Source organism: Streptomyces sp. NPDC002125, assembly GCF_053593715.1.
In genome coordinates this window covers 134,286-150,812 of record NZ_JBSFDD010000001.1, presented here as the reverse complement: position 1 = coordinate 150,812, position 16,527 = coordinate 134,286, and the positions used below count along the sequence as shown (strand labels likewise).

The following is a 16,527-nucleotide window of genomic DNA, read 5'->3' as shown; positions in this document are numbered from 1 at the left end:
TGTCAGTGCCGTGGTGTGCAATGGACCGCGTGTCCGCTTTCGATGAACCCCTCAAGAAGCTGCTCGGCGGAGCCACCGCGAAGGTGATGGCCGAACACCTCGACCTGCACACGGTCGGTGATCTGCTGCACCACTACCCGCGGCGCTACGAGGAGCGGGGCCGTCTCACGGCGCTCACCGAACTCCCGCTCGACGAGCACGTGACGGTCGTCGCGCAGGTCGCCGACGCGCGGATCATGATGTTCAACAACGGCCGGGGCAAGCGGCTGGAGGTCACCCTCACCGACGGCAGCGGCAGGCTCCAGCTGGTCTTCTTCGGACACGGCGTCCACAAGCCGCACAAGGACCTGCTCCCCGGCCGCCGGGCCATGTTCGCGGGCAAGGTCTCCGTCTTCAACCGGAAGATGCAGCTCGCCCACCCCACGTACCAGCTCCTCGACGCCCAGGACATGGACGGGGAGGCCGGGATGACGGAGGCGGTCGACGCCTTCGCCGGGCAGCTGCTGCCGATCTACCCCGCCTGCAAGCAGCTCGACTCCTGGCGCATCGCCAAGGCCGTGGACACCGTCCTGCCCAGCGCGCAGGACGCGGTGGACCCCCTGCCCCCCTCGCTCCGCGACGGCCGCGGATTCGTCCCGCTGCCCGAGGCGCTGCTGCGCATCCACCGCCCGCAGACCAAGGCGGACATCGCCGCCGCGCGTGACCGGCTGCGCTGGGACGAGGCGTTCGTCCTCCAGGTCGCGCTCGCCCGCCGCCGCTTCGCCGACACCCAACTCCCCGCGGTGGCCCGCGCGTCCGTCCCCGACGGGGTCCTCGACGCCTTCGACGCCACCCTTCCCTTCACCCTCACCGACGGCCAGCAGAAGGTCACCGCCGAGATCTTCGGCGACCTGGCGACGGAACACCCGATGCACCGGCTGCTCCAGGGCGAGGTCGGCTCGGGCAAGACCCTGGTCGCGCTGCGGGCCATGCTCCGCGTCGTCGACGCGGGCGGCCAGGCGGCGATGCTGGCGCCCACCGAGGTGCTGGCCCAGCAGCACCACAGGTCCATCACCGAGATGATGGGCGAGCTCGCCGAAGGCGGGATGCTGGGCGGATCGGACAAGGGGACGAAGGTCGTCCTGCTCACCGGCTCCATGGGCACCGCGGCCCGCCGGCAGGCGCTCCTGGACCTGGTCACGGGCGAGGCCGGGATCGTCATCGGCACCCACGCGCTCATCGAGGACAAGGTGAAGTTCCACGACCTCGGCCTCGTCGTCGTCGACGAACAGCACCGCTTCGGCGTGGAACAGCGCGACGCGCTGCGCTCCAAGGGCAAGCAGCCCCCGCACCTTCTCGTCATGACGGCGACGCCCATCCCGCGCACGGTCGCGATGACGGTCTTCGGCGACCTGGAGACCTCCGTGCTCGACCAGCTCCCGGCCGGCCGCTCACCGATCGCCAGCCATGTCGTCCCCGCCAAGGACAAGCCCCACTTCCTCAGCCGCGCCTGGGAACGCGTCCGCGAGGAGGTGGAGAACGGCCACCAGGCGTACGTCGTCTGCCCCCGCATCGGCGACGACGCCGACGAGACCGGGGAGAAGAAGGGGAAGGCGGGCAAGAAGCAGCCCGCCCCCGAGGACGACGCCGAGAAGCGTCCGCCGCTCGCCGTGCTGGACATCGCCGCACAGCTCGCCAAGGGCCCGCTCACCGGGCTGAGCGTCGAGGTGCTCCACGGCAGGATGGCGCCGGACGACAAGGACGACGTCATGCGCCGGTTCGCCGCGGGCCAGGTGGACGTCCTGGTCGCCACCACCGTCATCGAGGTCGGGGTGAACGTCCCGAACGCCACCGCCATGGTGATCATGGACGCGGACCGATTCGGGGTGTCCCAACTGCACCAGCTCAGGGGCCGCGTCGGCCGCGGCAGCGCCCCCGGCCTCTGTCTGCTGGTCAGTGAGGCCCACGAGGCGAGCCCCGCCCGGGCCAGGCTCTCCGCGGTGGCCGCCACGCTCGACGGCTTCGAGCTCTCCCGCATCGACCTCGAACAGCGGCGCGAGGGCGATGTCCTCGGCCAGGCCCAGTCCGGAGTCCGCTCCTCCCTGCGGGTGCTCAGCGTGATCGACGACGAGGAGGTCATCGCGGCGGCCCGCGAGGAGGCCGTCCGCGTCGTCAGCGACGACCCCGCCCTGGAGCGGCTTCCGGAGCTGCGCACCGCCCTGGACGCCCTCCTGGACAAGGACCGGGAGGAATACCTCGACAAGGGCTGACCGGGCGGATCCGCGAGGACGCCATATCGTGGGAACACGGCACGCGTCCCGTCCTGCGTGCCGCCCGCGACCCGAGGACCAGACACCCATGACCCGCGTGATCGCCGGCTCGGCCGGCGGACGCCGCCTGGCCGTCCCGCCCGGCACCGGCACCCGCCCCACCTCCGACCGTGCGCGCGAGGGCCTGTTCTCCACCTGGCAGGCGCTGCTGGGCACGCTCGACGGCATCCGTATCGCCGATCTGTACGCCGGATCCGGTGCCGTGGGCCTGGAGGCGCTGTCCCGGGGGGCGGCGCACGCGCTGCTCGTCGAGGCCGACGCCAGGGCCGCCCGCACCGTCCGCGACAACATCCGCACCCTCCAACTGCCCGGCGCCGAGTTCCGTGCCGGCAAAGCCGAACAGATCGTGACGGGTCCGGCACCCTCCGAGCCGTACGACGTGGTCTTCCTCGACCCGCCGTACGCCGTCACGGACGACGATCTTGGGGAGATACTGCTCACACTCCGTGCCCAGGGGTGGCTCACGGGCGGCGCTCTCGTCACGGTGGAACGGAGCACCAGAGGCGGGGAATTCAACTGGCCCGAAGGATTCGAGCCACTGCGGGCCCGTCGCTACGGCGAGGCCACGTTTTGGTACGGTCGCGCCGCCTCTACGTGCGAAGACGCACGATGACCGCACCGGAGAGCGAGGGAACCACGTTGCGCCGCGCCGTCTGTCCGGGGTCGTTCGACCCCATCACCAACGGACATCTCGACATCATCGGACGAGCCTCCAAGCTGTACGACGTCGTGCACGTCGCCGTGATGATCAACCAGTCCAAGAAGGGCCTGTTCACGGTCGACGAGCGGATCGAGATGATCCGCGAGGTCACCGCGGACTTCGGCAACGTCGAGGTCGAGTCCTTCCACGGCCTGCTGGTCGACTTCTGCAAGCAGCGCGACATCCCCGCCATCGTGAAGGGCCTGCGGGCCGTGAGCGACTTCGACTACGAGCTCCAGATGGCCCAGATGAACAACGGCCTCTCGGGCGTCGAGACCCTCTTCGTGCCGACGAACCCCACCTACAGCTTCCTGTCGTCCTCCCTGGTCAAGGAGGTCGCCACCTGGGGCGGCGACGTGTCGCACCTGCTGCCGCCCACGGTCCACGAGGCCCTCGTGGAGCGTCTCGGCCGGAGGTGATCTGCTGACCGGCCGTCACCAGGTGTCGGACGGGAGGCGACTGGCCTTACAGTCGTCCCGTCCGTCTCCAACAGCAGCAGAGAGTGGCGAGCACACGGTGGACGTGCAGAAGAAGCTCGACGAGATCGTCGAAACGGTCGGGAACGCCCGCTCCATGCCCATGTCGGCGTCCTGCGTGGTCAACCGGGCCGAACTGCTCGAGATGCTCGAGGAGGTCCGCGAGGCCCTGCCCGGCTCCCTCGCCCACGCCCAGGAGCTCATCGGCGGCCATGAGCAGCTCGTCGAGCAGGCCAGGCAGGAGGCCGAGCGGATCATCGAGTCCGCCAGGGCCGAGCGGGGCTCGCTGGTCTCCGGCACCGAGATCGCCCAGCGCTCCCAGGCGGAGGCCGACCGGATCCTGTCCGAGGCCCGCCGGGAGGCCGACGAGGTCCGGGCCGAGGCCGACGAGTACGTCGACAGCAAGCTCGCCAACTTCGAGGTCGTCCTCACCAAGACCATCGGCTCCGTCGACCGGGGCCGCGAGAAGCTCCTCGGCCGCGGCGAGGGCGTCGACGAGCACGGCTACGAGGACCCCGACTTCGCCGAGGCGCCCGAGCGCAGCGCCGACCCCGAGACGCTCCGCAGGCGTGCCGACGACTACGTGGACACCAAGCTCGGCGCCTTCGAGGCCGTGCTCGCCAAGACGCTGGAAGCCGTCGGCCGGGGGCGGCAGAAGCTGCACGGCCGGGTGGCCACCGACGAGCTCGGCGCGCACATGGCGGCCCAGGACGCCGCCGGCGGCCTTCAGCACACCAGCGACGAGGACCACTGGGCCGGACTGGCCGAGCTCGCCACCCCCGAGCCCGCCCAGAGCCCCCGGCAGCACACGTACGCCGAGCCCGCGCAGCCGGACTACGCGCCGGTGGCGGACTACCAGGACCCCGCGCAGTCCGGCTTCCCGGCCCAGCCCCAGGCCGAGCCGCAGTACGCGCAGACCTACGGCTACCAGGACCAGCAGCAGCTCCGGCAGGACCCCTACTCCGCCTACCAGCAGCAGTCCGACCCGTACGCCGGCTACCAGCAGCAGGCGTACGACCCGAACCAGCAGCAGGAGTACTGGCCGCAGCAGGCGCAGGTGCCCGCGCAGCAGGGGGAGAGCGCGCTGGACGAGACCAGCCTGTTCGACACCAGCATGATCGACCTGGAACAGCTGCGCCGCTACGAAGAGGGCCGCTGACCGGAGCGGTCCGTACCGGATTGGGAGCTGGGCGGTACGTCCAGTATCCTGGCTCTTCGGTCGCGCGTATGTCCGCGATCCCGGCTGCCCTCTTTTCCCCCGGGACAGGGGCGGCCCTCCCGAAAGCCGCACCACGCACATGATCTCGAAAGCAGGAAAAGCCCTGAACGGCCACCTCGACCACCGCAGCCCTCTCGTGTTCGATACGCGCGAGCTGGGCCGGCGTCCGGGTACCCAGAAGCGGCTGACCCGCACGGCGGAAGCACCGAAGGACCTCGGCATCGACGGGGTCATCGGCGTTCCGGAGAACGCGCCCCTGGCGCTGGACCTCCGCCTCGAATCGGTCATGGAAGGGGTGCTCGTCACAGGCACCGCCCGTGCGACGGCCGAGGGGGAGTGCGTAAGGTGTCTGGAGCCGCTGACCGTCGAGGTCGAAGCGGACTTCCAGGAGCTGTTCTCGTACCCTGACGCCGATGACCGGAACCGCAGCAGGACCGCGGACCCGGTCGACGACGCCGAGGACGACGAGGACAGGTTCTTTCTCGAGGACGACTCGTTCGACCTCGAGCCTGTGCTGCGTGACGCGGTGGTGCTCGCACTGCCGCTGCAGCCGGTGTGCAAGGAGACCTGTGCCGGTCTGTGTTCCGAATGCGGGATCAGGCTGGACGAGAATCCGGACCACCACCACGACGTCGCCGACATTCGTTGGGCGGCACTGCAAGGACTCGCCGAGACCGTTCAGGACGGCGAGAAGGACAACATGGGCGGCGCCGAACCGGGCGTCGACGAGAAGCAGGAGAAGTAGCCGTGGCTGTTCCGAAGCGGAAGATGTCGCGCAGCAACACGCGCCACCGCCGGTCGCAGTGGAAGGCTGCGGTCCCCACCCTGGTTTCGTGCGAGCGTTGCCAGGAGCCGAAGCTCCAGCACATTGCGTGCCCGAGCTGCGGCACCTACAACAAGCGCCAGGTCCTCGAGGTCTGAGCGGCTGGTGAGAGGCCCGATGTCTGAGTTGTCCAGCGCCAAGAAGCAGGCAGACAACATCAACACAGCCTCGTCCCACACGCTTCTGGAAGGGCGGCTCGGGTATCACCTCGAGTCCGCCCTTCTGGTGCGTGCGCTGACCCACCGTTCGTACGCGTACGAGAACGGCGGTCTGCCCACCAACGAGCGGCTCGAATTCCTCGGGGATTCGGTGCTCGGCCTGGTGGTCACGGACACGCTGTACCGCACCCACCCCGACCTGCCCGAAGGCCAGCTGGCCAAGTTGCGGGCCGCGGTGGTCAACTCGCGTGCACTTGCGGAAGTGGGCCGGGGCCTCGAACTCGGCTCCTTCATCCGGCTCGGCCGCGGTGAAGAGGGCACGGGTGGCCGGGACAAGGCTTCCATCCTCGCCGACACCCTTGAAGCGGTGATCGGCGCCGTCTATCTCGACCAGGGCCTCAGCGCGGCCTCGGAGCTGGTCCACCGGCTCTTCGACCCGCTGATCGACAGGTCCTCGAACCTCGGAGCCGGCCTGGACTGGAAGACCAGTCTCCAGGAGCTCACCGCGAGCGAGAGCCTCGGAGTCCCCGAGTACCTCGTCACGGAGACCGGCCCCGATCACGAGAAGACCTTTACTGCTGCTGCTCGCGTCGGTGGTGTCTCGTACGGCACCGGCACCGGCCGTAGCAAGAAGGAAGCGGAGCAGCAGGCGGCGGAGTCCGCCTGGCGCGAGATCAGCGCCGCCGCGGAAGCACGGGAGGCGGCCGCCAGGACCGCTGCCGACGGAGGGGCCGCCGACACCCCTGCCGACCCGTCGCCGAACTCGGACGCCGCTCCGGCCTGAAGCAAGCGGAAGCCCCTCGGTGCCCTCGCGCACCGGGGGGCTTCCGCTGTCCCGCCACCACCCCGAAGGAGTGCCCAGCCGTGCCCGAACTGCCCGAGGTCGAAGTCGTGCGGCGGGGTCTGGAGCGCTGGACCGCAGGGCGCACCGTCGAGGCGGTGGAGGTCCTGCATCCGCGCGCCGTCCGCAGGCACCTCGCGGGCGGCGCCGACTTCGTGGCCCGGCTCCGGGGGCTGCGCTTCGGCACGGCGATGCGCCGCGGGAAGTACCTCTGGGTGCCCCTGGACGAGGCGGACTCCTCGCTCCTGGGCCACCTGGGCATGAGCGGCCAGCTGCTCGTGCAGCCCGAGGACGCGGCCGACGAGAAGCACCTGAGGATCAGGATCCGCTTCGACGACGCCCTCGGTACCGAGCTGCGCTTCGTCGACCAGCGGACCTTCGGCGGACTCTCGGTGCACGAGAACACCCCGGACGGGCTGCCCGACGTCATCGCGCACATCGCGCGCGACCCCCTGGACCCGGCCTTCGACGACGACGCCTTCCACGCGGCGCTCCGCCTGCGCCGTACGACACTCAAGCGCGCCCTGCTGGACCAGTCCCTGATCAGCGGCGTCGGCAACATCTACGCCGACGAGGCGCTCTGGCGCAGCCGGCTGCACTACGAGCGCCCGACCGCGACCCTGACCCGCCCGAGGACGGCCGAGCTGCTCGGGCATGTCCGGGAGGTGATGCGCGAGGCCCTCGACCAGGGCGGCACCAGCTTCGACAGTCTGTACGTCAATGTGAACGGCGAGTCCGGCTACTTCGACCGCTCGCTGGACGCCTACGGACGCGAGGACGAACCGTGCCGCCGCTGCGGTACGCCGATGCGCAGGCGGCCCTGGATGAACCGATCCAGCTACTTCTGCCCGCGCTGCCAGCGTCCGCCGAGGATCTCCTGACGCTCCGGCCTCAGGCCGGGTGCGCGGCGTCGTACCGCGCCCGGGCCTCGACGACCTCGGGCATCCTGCCCTCGACGAACTGGATGAGGTCCATCAGCCGGGCGGCGACCTCGCGGCCCAGGGGCGTCAGCTCGTAGTCGACGCGCGGCGGATTGGTGAGCTGGGCATCGCGGTGGACGAGGCCGTCGCGCTCCAGTGCGTGGAGCGTCCGGGAGAGCATCTTCTCGCTGACACCGTCGACCCGGCGGCGCAGCTCGTTGAAGCGTGCGCCGCTCTCGTACAGCGCCCCCAGGGTCAGTCCGCCCCAGCGGCCGGTGGCGTGCTCCAGCGTGCCGCGCGAGGGGCACTGCCGTGAGAAGACGTCGAACGGCAGGTCGCCGCCCTCCTGTACCGGCTCCGTCCGTGTCTCGCTCATACCCGCAGCTTACGCCTGCGCAGCGCCCACCCGGGGTGAGCGCTGCGCAGGAGGAAGAGCCGGGGGGCCGTCGCCGTCAGCGGCTGACGACGGCGACCTCACTCGCACCGGACGTGGTGCCGTCCGTGTAGAGCACCGAGACCCGGTAGTAGACCGTGCTCGCCGGCGGCAGGGCGGGGTCCACCCAGTTCCAGGAGGTGACGTTGTCCCTGGGCTCCGTGCGGACCAGGTCGAAGGTCTGCGTCACCGGGTTCCAGCGGTGGATGGCGAACCCGGTGACCTCGCCGAGGGTCGTGGAGCTCGCGAGAGCCCAGGAGATCCAGCCGTTCTGGTCGGAGCTCAGGTACACCAGCGGCGCACCGGTCGCCGCCGGCGCGGCCGGGCGGAGGTCCAGCTCGGTGACGTCGAGGGCCGTCGCGCCGGTGGCCGGGGTGAGCTGGTTCCCGTACTGGTCGACGGCGACCACGGCGTAGCGGACCTGCTGTCCGTCGGCCGGGACGTAGTCGTGGAACGTCGTCTCCTTGATCTGCCAGGGCTTGAAGTCCGCCGGATGCGGCACGGCCTTGTACGTCCACTGCCCGTCGGCGAGGGTGCCGCGCAGCACGAGGTAGTGCGCGAGGCCGGGGTCCTTGCTCGCGTCCCAGGAGAGGGTGACGCCGTTCTTCTCCGGGACGGCCCTCACGCCGGTGACCGCCGGGGGCGCCGTCGTGTTCCCGGTGACGGTGACGGTGAGCCCCGCGGACGGGGTGCCGCCGTTCCCCTCGTGGTCGACGGCGACGACGTAGTAGGCGTACGTGGCGCCGGGCTGCGGGGCGGCATCGGTGAACGAGGTCCCCCTGACGCCCGAACCGACCTCCGTGCGGGTGGCGCTGCTGGTGCCGGGGCGGCTCGTCCGGAAGATCGAGTAGCCGGCGAAGTCGCCGCTGGTCACCGCGGAGGCGTCCCAGGTGAGGGTGACGCCCGCCTCGCTCTCCGAGGCCCGCGCGTTGAGCGCGGTGTCGACCGGGCCGGTCGTGTCGTCGCTGTAGTACATCGCGGTGCCCGAGGCCGGGGACTCGTTGCCGCTCGTGTCGACGGCGGTGACGACGTAGTAGTAGACGTCACCGGTCTGCGGCAGCGGTCCGCTGTAGCCGCCGCCGGTGGAGGCCAGCCGGTTGGCGGGGGTGAGGGCGACCGGCTGCGAGGTCGAGCGGTAGACCCGGTACTCGGCGAGGTCGGGCTCGGTGTTGCCGTCCCAGTACAGGGTGATCCTGGCCGGGCTGCCCATCGCCCAGTTGTCCTCGACGCCCTTCGGGGCGGCGGGGGCCGTGCGGTCCACGGTGGTGACGCCGAGGTCGGCGGTGCCCGACGAGGTGTTGCCGGCCTTGTCGTACGCGCGCACCTCGTAGTAGTAGACGTTGCCGTCCTTCGGCGCGGTCGTGTCGGTGTACGAGGTGGACGTCGTGGTCGCGAGGGCCTTCGCCGGATAGGAGGCGCCCTTCAGCCGGCGGTACACGCGGTAGCCGGCGAGGTCCATCTCGTTGTTCTTCGCCCAGCTGACCCTGGTGGACGTGGAGGCGGTGCTGTAGGTGACGGCGGTCCCGGTGGGGACCAGCGGCTTCACCTTGTCCACGGTCGCCGAAGTGCGGGGAGCGTACGAGAACTTGACGTTGGCGGCGCCCGTCCAGTTCACGAAGTCGACGCGCAGGCTGTGCTTGCCCGAGGGGATGGTCACGTTGACCGTCCTGGAGACGGTGTTCGCGACGTTCTTCCACAGGTCGACCTTGCGTACGCCGTCGACGTAGACGCGGATGCCGTCACGGGAGGACGCCGCGAACGAGAACGGCCCGCCCGAGCCGAAGTCGCGGGTCATGGACCAGCGGACACCGAAGTCGTTGGAGGGCATGCCCTTGTAACCGGGTGCGCCCGTGCCCCAGTTCTGGTCGATCACGGAGTCGCAGTCCGTGCCCTTGGGCGTGCCGGAGAAGCTGGTGTTCGCGTAGAACGTCCGCTTGAAGACGGGCGAGGCGCAGGTCACGGCTGCGGAGGCGGGGGCGGCCGTGGCGAGCAGGCCGCCTGCGGAGGCGAGTACCACAGCGGTGGCGGTGGCCACCGTGGTGCCTCTGGGTCGGTTCATTCGTTCCTTCGGTCTTGATCATCTGCAGCCCGGAAATGACTGCCGACGATCAAGACTCCCGGTGAGCGGTCATGGTTGTAGACCCACGAGCTCCTTCGGCGGCCTCTCCGGCGCGGCCGGGGACAGCGAGAGGCCCCGCCGGTCCGTCGACCGGCGGGGCCTCTCGTCCGTACGGCCTCTCAGAAGCCGAAGTCCTGCGTCCACCAGGGGCCACCGGAGCCGAGGTGCACTCCCACGCCCAGGGTCTTGTAATCGCAGTTGAGAATGTTTGCGCGGTGGCCATCGCTGTTCATCCAGGCATCCATCACGGCCTGGGCGTCGCCCTGTCCGCGGGCGATGTTCTCCCCGCCGAGACCCTCCACACCGGCCGCGGCGGCACGGTCCCAGGGGGTCGCCCCGTCGGGGTCGGTGTGGCCGAAGAAGTCACGGGCGGCCATGTCCTCGCTGAAGTCCTGGGCGAGCGCGGTGAGCGGGGCGCTGGTGGTGACCGGGCTGCACCCGACCTTTGCGCGCTCCTGGTTGACGAGGGCGAGCACGGCCGCCTGGGCGGAGGTGCCGGCCGGGCTCGGGGAGCTCTCGGCCGTGCGGCTCGGGGTGGCCGACGCGGTCTTCGGAGCGGCCGGGGCTTTCGGGGCCGGGGCGGACGACGCGGTCTTCCTCGGCTCGGCGGCCGGAGCCTTCGTCCGCTCGGGCGTCCTGGTGGCCTGCTTCGACGCGGTGGCCGACGGCTTCTTGCTCGGTGTCCCGCTCGGTGTGGCCGAGGGGGACACCGAGGGAGAGGCCGACCGGTCGCCACCCCTGCTGGCCTCGGCCGACGCGGACGCCGATGTGCGGTCGGTCGGCTCGGCGGACGAGTCGCCCTGGGTCAGCAGATCGGGAGCGCCGCCCGCCTGGACCTGGTCGGAGGACGGGTCGCCGCTGACGTCGTAGCTGCCGCCGCCGGGCAGCAGCCCGGAGGCGACGGCGACCGCTCCGACGGCCACGGCCGCGGACACACCGAGAAGTCCGGCGCGCACCGGCAGCCCGGTCCGCTTCTTCCGGCGGGCGCTCCGCGGGCCTTCCGCCGCGTTCGCCGCATGCTGCTCAGCGGCGGGGGCCGCGCCTGCGCGTCGATGCCGTCCCATGCGCCGTGCCTTCCTCGTGCTCCGGACGCCGTGGCCGGCGTCACCGAATTCAAGATCAGCCTCACCCGTTCGGGTGAGGCTATTGCGAGGGGACCTTACGCCATGGCGGATTGGGGCGACGTGCTCCTTGAGCAATTGGCCGGTTAGCGTTCGGGCATGAACGAACATGCACGACTCGTCGTATGGGTACGCGGCCGAGTACAGCAAGTAGGGTTCCGCTGGTTCACCAGGGCAAATGCTTTGGAGATCGGAAATCTCACCGGCTTCGCCCTCAATCTCGACGACGGCCGGGTGCAGGTGGTGGCCGAGGGGCCACGTGAGAATTGCCACCGTCTGCTGGACTGGCTCGGCTCCGACGACACACCCGGGCGCGTGGACGGCGTCACTGAGATCTGGGACACGCCTCGCGGTGGTTACGAGGGATTCGCGATCCGCTGAAGCCCGCCCGGAAAGGGGGCGCGGATCCGCTCCGTACACACGGGGCGGCAAGCGGTCACCGGAAGGCCCGCGAGGGGCCCGCACCCGAAATGACCTGCGAATTGATCCGGCGCGGGCACATGGTTGCCAAGAAGCCCCCGCCGTGCCAGGCTGCGGCATTGACGAAGATCTCCACACCCCTCGGGGACCCGCGAGAGAGTCGCGCCGCATGATCGTCGAGCCGCGCGCCCCGGGACACCCGGCCCGCTGGCGTGTGATCGTGTTGACCGTCAAACTTTTTGGTGAGACGCTGAAAACCCCGCGCACCTTAGCTGTTCGGCAGAGCTGGTGACAGCAGAACAGCAGTGAATACAGAGCACTGCCGAGCACCGCGGGTGCGATTCCCTCACGACCCACACCGCATCGGTCGGTCACTCAGTGTGGAGGACCATCCATCATGGCAAAGGCGCTTCTCGGTTACGTCGGCGGTTCCGACCCGCGACTCCTCGCCGAGATGCGACGGCTTCAGAAGCGCGTCCAGGACCTGGAATCCGAGCTCGTACGGATCCAGGACGAGAACGACGCGCTCAACGCCGCCGCCCAGCACCAAGAGTCGCTGCTCGACAGCATCGACATCGACGTACCCCAGGCGGAGCCCGCGCTGACCTGACCCCCAGGCCCTGCCGGGGCCGGTCGGGCCGCACGCCAGCTGCTCGGGATCAACCACGGAATGTCTTTCGTCACGGATCGGTCGTCCTGGAACACAGAGGATTGCTCGTGATCCGGTCCGCTCGCGATCCGTTACGCAAGGCTGTGCGCGGAAGGCTGTACACCCAGCGCCGCGCGAGATTCACAAGGGACGCCTCGGCGTCCCTTCTTTCTTTCCCCCTGGACCGTCACCGGCGTATCGCTCTTCGCTTACCGTCTGATGTGCCCTGCACCTTCATCAGCGAAACCGAGAGTGAAAGGTAGAGTCCGGCGGCGTGCACCTCAAGGCCCTGACCCTCCGTGGATTCAAATCGTTCGCCTCCGCCACCACCCTGCGGTTCGAACCGGGGATCACCTGTGTCGTCGGTCCCAACGGGTCCGGCAAATCCAATGTGGTGGACGCGCTCTCCTGGGTCATGGGAGAACAGGGAGCCAAATCCCTGCGCGGCGGCAAGATGGAAGACGTGATCTTCGCCGGGACCACGGGAAGGCCACCGCTGGGCCGCGCCGAAGTGTCGCTGACCATCGACAATTCCGATGGCGCGCTGCCCATCGAGTACGCCGAAGTCACGATCACCCGGATCATGTTCCGCAACGGCGGCAGCGAATACCAGATCAATGGGGACACCTGCCGGCTCCTCGACATCCAGGAACTCCTCTCGGACTCCGGTATCGGCCGCGAGATGCACGTCATCGTCGGCCAGGGCCGTCTGGACTCCGTCCTGCACGCCGACCCGACGGGGCGCCGCGCCTTCATCGAGGAGGCCGCCGGTGTGCTCAAGCACCGCAAGCGCAAGGAGAAGGCGCTGCGGAAGCTTGAGGCGATGGGGGCAAACCTCGCCCGCGTCCAGGACCTCACCGACGAACTGCGGCGCCAGCTCAAGCCGCTCGGCAGGCAGGCCGCCGTGGCCCGCAGGGCCGCGGTCATCCAGGCCGATCTGCGGGACGCCCGGCTGAGACTCCTCGCCGACGACCTGGTGCGGCTGCGCGAGGCGCTGCGCAGCGAGATCGCCGACGAGGCCGCCCTGAAACAACGCAGGGAAGCGGCCGAGGCCGAACTCAAGGCGGCGCTCGCCCGCGAGGCGGACCTGGAGGACGAGGTGCGCCGGCTGGCGCCGCGTCTCCAGCGGGCCCAGCAGACCTGGTACGAACTCTCGCAGCTGGCCGAGCGGGTGCGCGGCACGATCTCGCTCGCCGACGCCCGGGTGAAGAGCGCCACCGCGCCGCCCGAGGAGGAACGGCGCGGGCGGGACCCGGAGGACATGGAGCGGGAGGCCGCCCGCATCCGCGAACAGGAGGCGGAGCTGGAGGCGGCCCTCGAAGCGGCCGAGCACGCCCTGGAGGACACCACCGCCCACCGCAGCGAGCTGGAACGCGAGTTGGCGGCCGAGGAGCGCAGGCTCCGGGACGCCGCCCGGGCCATCGCGGACCGGCGCGAGGGCCTCGCGCGGCTCAACGGACAGGTCAACGCGGCCAGGAGCCGGGCCGGTTCGGCACAGGCCGAGATCGACCGGCTGGCCGCGTCCCGGGACGAGGCGCAGGAGCGGGCGGTCGCGGCGCAGGAGGAGTACGAGCAGCTCAAGGCCGAGGTCGAGGGGCTGGACGCGGGCGACGCCGAGCTGGCGGAGCGGCACGAGGCCGCGAAGCGGGAACTCGCCGAGGCGGAGGCGGGGCTGAGCGCGGCGCGGGAGGCGGTCACCGAGGCGGAACGCAGCCGTGCCGCGCTCTCCGCCCGCCATGACGCGCTGTCGCTGGGCCTGCGGCGCAAGGACGGCACGGGGGTCCTGCTCGGTGCGGGGGACCGGCTCCCCGGCCTGCTCGGACCGGTCGCGGAACTGCTCACGGTGGCCCCGGGGCACGAGATCGCGGTGGCCGCGGCGCTGGGCGCGGCGGCCGACGCGCTCGCCGTCACGGACCCCGCCGCGGCGGCGGACGCGATCCGTCTGCTGCGCAAGCAGGACGCCGGGCGCGCGGCACTGGTGGCGGGCGGCGCGGGAACCGTGCAGGTGCCGGCGCAGGGAACCGAGCCGCTGCCGGAGCCCGCCGAAGCCTCCGCCGGCCAGGTGCCCGGCCAGACGTCGGGCCAGGTGGCGGGCCGGACCTCAGGACCGGAGCAGGGCACGGCGGCCCCGGCGGTTCCCGGGCCGGAGCGGAGCACTGCCCCCGGGAGGGCGCAGGGCACGGTCCCCGGCCCGGCGCAGAGCACGGCCGCCCAGGGGGACCCGTACGGTGCCGGCGACGCCGGTGCCGAGTACGGCCCCTCGGCCTCCGCGACCGGGCCCGGCCCCTCGGCTTCCGCGACCGGGCCCGGCCCCTCGGCTTCCGCGACCGGGCCCGGTGCCGGGCAGCCCGTGGTCCGGACCGCCGTCGCCCCCGGTGAGTGCGCCGCGCCCGCCGTCGCCGGCCTGCTGCACGGCCCGGCCGAACTGCTCGCCGCCGTACGCGGGCTGGTGCGCGGCATGGTCGTCGTCGGCACGCTGGAGGACGCCGAGGAGCTGGTCGCCGCGCACCCCGGGCTGACCGCCGTCACCGCCGAGGGCGATGTGCTGGGCACCCACTTCGCGCACGGCGGCTCCGCCGGGGCGCCCAGCCTGCTGGAGGTGCAGGCATCCGTCGACGAGGCCGCCGCCGAACTGGCCGAGCTCGCCGTGCGCTGCGACGAGCTCGCCTCGGCGCAGCGCCTCGCGGCCGGGCGCCGCGAGGAGTCCGCCGCCAGGGTGGAGGAGCTCGGGGAGCGCCGCCGGGCCGCCGAGCGGGAGAAGTCCGGGGTCGCCCAGCAGCTGGGGCGGCTGGCCGGGCAGGCCAGAGGCGCCGCCGGGGAGGCCGAGCGCACCACCGCCTCCGCCGCCCGTGCCCAGGAGGCGCTGGAGCGCGCCACCGAGGAGGCCGAGGAACTCGCGGAACGGCTGCTGGTCGCGGAGGAGACCCCGGTGGAGGAGGAGCCCGACACCTCCGTACGGGACCGTCTCGCCGCCGACGGCGCGAACGCGCGCCAGACCGAGATGGAGGCGCGCCTCCAGGCCCGTACCCATGAGGAACGCGTCAAGGCGCTCGCCGGGCGGGCCGACGCCCTGGACCGGGGGGCCCGCGCCGAACGCGAGGCCCGTGCCCGCGCCGAGCAGCGCCGCGCCCGGCTGCGCCACGAGGCCGCCGTGGCCACCGCCGTGGCGTCGGGTGCCCGGCAGCTGCTCGCCCACGTCGAGGTCTCCGTCGTACGGGCGGACGAGGAACGGACCAGGGCCGAGGCGGCCAAGGCCGGGCGCGAGCGGGAGCTGACCGCCGAACGCGGCCGGGGCCGTGACCTCAAGAGCGAGCTCGACCGGCTCACCGACTCGGTGCACCGGGGCGAGGTGCTGGGAGCCGAGAAACGGCTGCGTATGGAGCAGGTGGAGGCCAGGGCGCTGGAGGAATTCGGCGTCGAGCCGGCCGGCCTGGCCGCCGAGTACGGACCGGAGCAGCTCGTGCCCCCGTCGCCCGCGGCGGAGGGCGAGGAGCTCCCGGACGATCCTGAGCACCCGCGGAACCAGCCGAGGCCGTTCGTGAGGGCCGAGCAGGAGAAGCGGCTGAGGGCGGCCGAACGGGCGTATCAGCAACTCGGGAAGGTGAATCCTCTCGCCCTGGAGGAGTTCTCGGCACTGGAGGAACGGCACAAGTTCCTCTCCGAGCAGCTCGAAGACCTGAAGAAGACCCGGGCCGACCTGATGCAGGTGATCAAGGAGGTCGACGAGCGGGTCGAGCAGGTGTTCACGGAGGCGTTCCGGGACACCGCGCGTGAGTTCGAAGGCGTCTTCTCACGGCTCTTCCCCGGCGGCGAGGGCCGCCTCATCCTCACCGACCCGGACAACATGCTCACGACAGGTCTTGACGTCGAGGCCAGGCCGCCGGGCAAGAAGGTCAAGCGTCTCTCGCTGCTGTCCGGAGGCGAGCGATCCCTTACGGCAGTTGCCCTGCTGGTCTCCATCTTCAAGGCCAGGCCGAGCCCGTTCTATGTCATGGACGAGGTCGAGGCGGCACTCGACGACACCAATCTGCAGCGTCTGATCCGGATCATGGAGGAGCTCCAGGAGAGCTCCCAGCTCATCGTGATCACGCACCAGAAGCGGACGATGGAGGTCGCCGACGCGCTGTACGGCGTCTCCATGCAGGGCGACGGAGTCTCCAAGGTGATCAGCCAGCGGCTCCGCTGAACCCTCGGCCCTCGGCCTGAGGGGCAGTCACATTCTCTTTACTCAATCTTCAACACTTGGACGCACCTTTTGGGTGCTCCTGGGTACTTGTGAGTGACGCCTAGGTGGATATCACGCCTTGACTTCGAAACTTGAACGCATAATCTCAGCAAC

15 protein-coding genes are annotated in these 16,527 nt (G+C 70.9%); 12 read left to right on the top strand and 3 right to left on the bottom strand.

Going from position 1 to position 16,527, the window contains the following annotated elements:
* Positions 1–20 precede the first annotated feature (20 nt).
* The 8 genes from recG to mutM all read left to right on the top strand — a co-directional run bounded on the left by recG (position 21) and on the right by mutM (position 7,407).
* Entirely contained in the window at positions 21–2,249 is a 2,229-nt protein-coding gene (gene recG / locus ACWCQM_RS00665; protein WP_450913230.1) for an ATP-dependent DNA helicase RecG, read from the top strand.
* An 88-nt stretch (positions 2,250–2,337) separates the two neighbouring features.
* Positions 2,338–2,922, top strand: a complete 585-nt coding sequence (gene rsmD / locus ACWCQM_RS00660) for a 16S rRNA (guanine(966)-N(2))-methyltransferase RsmD (protein ID WP_450913229.1) — start codon at positions 2,338–2,340, stop codon at positions 2,920–2,922.
* A 26-nt stretch (positions 2,923–2,948) separates the two neighbouring features.
* Positions 2,949–3,428 (top strand): pantetheine-phosphate adenylyltransferase, encoded by a 480-nt coding sequence (gene coaD, locus ACWCQM_RS00655; protein ID WP_450913626.1) that lies wholly within the window; start codon positions 2,949–2,951, stop codon positions 3,426–3,428.
* A gap of 97 nt (positions 3,429–3,525) precedes the next feature.
* Entirely contained in the window at positions 3,526–4,644 is a 1,119-nt protein-coding gene (locus ACWCQM_RS00650; RefSeq protein ID WP_450913228.1) for a cell division initiation protein, read from the top strand.
* Between the two features lie 139 nt (positions 4,645–4,783).
* Positions 4,784–5,449, top strand: coding sequence for a YceD family protein (locus tag ACWCQM_RS00645; protein WP_450913227.1), 666 nt, complete (start codon positions 4,784–4,786; stop codon positions 5,447–5,449).
* Between the two features lie 2 nt (positions 5,450–5,451).
* Complete coding sequence (gene rpmF, locus ACWCQM_RS00640; protein ID WP_003965982.1) at positions 5,452–5,625, top strand: 50S ribosomal protein L32; 174 nt, start codon at positions 5,452–5,454, stop codon at positions 5,623–5,625.
* Between the two features lie 19 nt (positions 5,626–5,644).
* Positions 5,645–6,469 carry a ribonuclease III gene (gene rnc, locus ACWCQM_RS00635; RefSeq protein ID WP_450913226.1) on the top strand — a complete coding sequence of 275 codons (825 nt, stop codon included), beginning with the start codon at positions 5,645–5,647 and terminating at the stop codon, positions 6,467–6,469.
* Between the two features lie 80 nt (positions 6,470–6,549).
* Entirely contained in the window at positions 6,550–7,407 is an 858-nt protein-coding gene (gene mutM, locus ACWCQM_RS00630) for a bifunctional DNA-formamidopyrimidine glycosylase/DNA-(apurinic or apyrimidinic site) lyase (protein WP_450913225.1), read from the top strand.
* 10 nt (positions 7,408–7,417) lie between these two features.
* Here mutM and ACWCQM_RS00625 read toward each other — a convergent pair whose 3' ends face one another.
* From ACWCQM_RS00625 to ACWCQM_RS00615, 3 genes are all read right to left on the bottom strand, one after another.
* Positions 7,418–7,822 carry a winged helix-turn-helix transcriptional regulator gene (locus ACWCQM_RS00625; protein ID WP_450913224.1) on the bottom strand — a complete coding sequence of 135 codons (405 nt, stop codon included), beginning with the start codon at positions 7,820–7,822 and terminating at the stop codon, positions 7,418–7,420.
* A gap of 76 nt (positions 7,823–7,898) precedes the next feature.
* Positions 7,899–9,938: a PA14 domain-containing protein gene (locus ACWCQM_RS00620; RefSeq protein WP_450913223.1), complete on the bottom strand. Its 2,040-nt coding sequence runs from the start codon at positions 9,936–9,938 to the stop codon at positions 7,899–7,901.
* A 179-nt stretch (positions 9,939–10,117) separates the two neighbouring features.
* Complete coding sequence (locus ACWCQM_RS00615; protein ID WP_450913222.1) at positions 10,118–11,062, bottom strand: CAP domain-containing protein; 945 nt, start codon at positions 11,060–11,062, stop codon at positions 10,118–10,120.
* Positions 11,063–11,218: 156 nt separating this feature from the next.
* On the opposite strand from ACWCQM_RS00615, the gene ACWCQM_RS00610 reads away from it, so the two are divergent.
* The 4 genes from ACWCQM_RS00610 to ACWCQM_RS00595 all read left to right on the top strand — a co-directional run bounded on the left by ACWCQM_RS00610 (position 11,219) and on the right by ACWCQM_RS00595 (position 16,374).
* Positions 11,219–11,500 carry an acylphosphatase gene (locus tag ACWCQM_RS00610; RefSeq protein WP_450913221.1) on the top strand — a complete coding sequence of 94 codons (282 nt, stop codon included), beginning with the start codon at positions 11,219–11,221 and terminating at the stop codon, positions 11,498–11,500.
* A 208-nt stretch (positions 11,501–11,708) separates the two neighbouring features.
* Positions 11,709–11,831 (top strand): hypothetical protein, encoded by a 123-nt coding sequence (locus tag ACWCQM_RS00605; RefSeq protein ID WP_450913220.1) that lies wholly within the window; start codon positions 11,709–11,711, stop codon positions 11,829–11,831.
* Positions 11,832–11,936: 105 nt separating this feature from the next.
* Positions 11,937–12,149, top strand: coding sequence for a hypothetical protein (locus ACWCQM_RS00600; RefSeq protein WP_033304037.1), 213 nt, complete (start codon positions 11,937–11,939; stop codon positions 12,147–12,149).
* A gap of 313 nt (positions 12,150–12,462) precedes the next feature.
* A complete protein-coding gene (locus ACWCQM_RS00595; RefSeq protein ID WP_450913219.1) occupies positions 12,463–16,374 on the top strand; it encodes an AAA family ATPase in 3,912 nt (1,303 codons plus the stop codon).
* Positions 16,375–16,527: the final 153 nt, after the last annotated feature.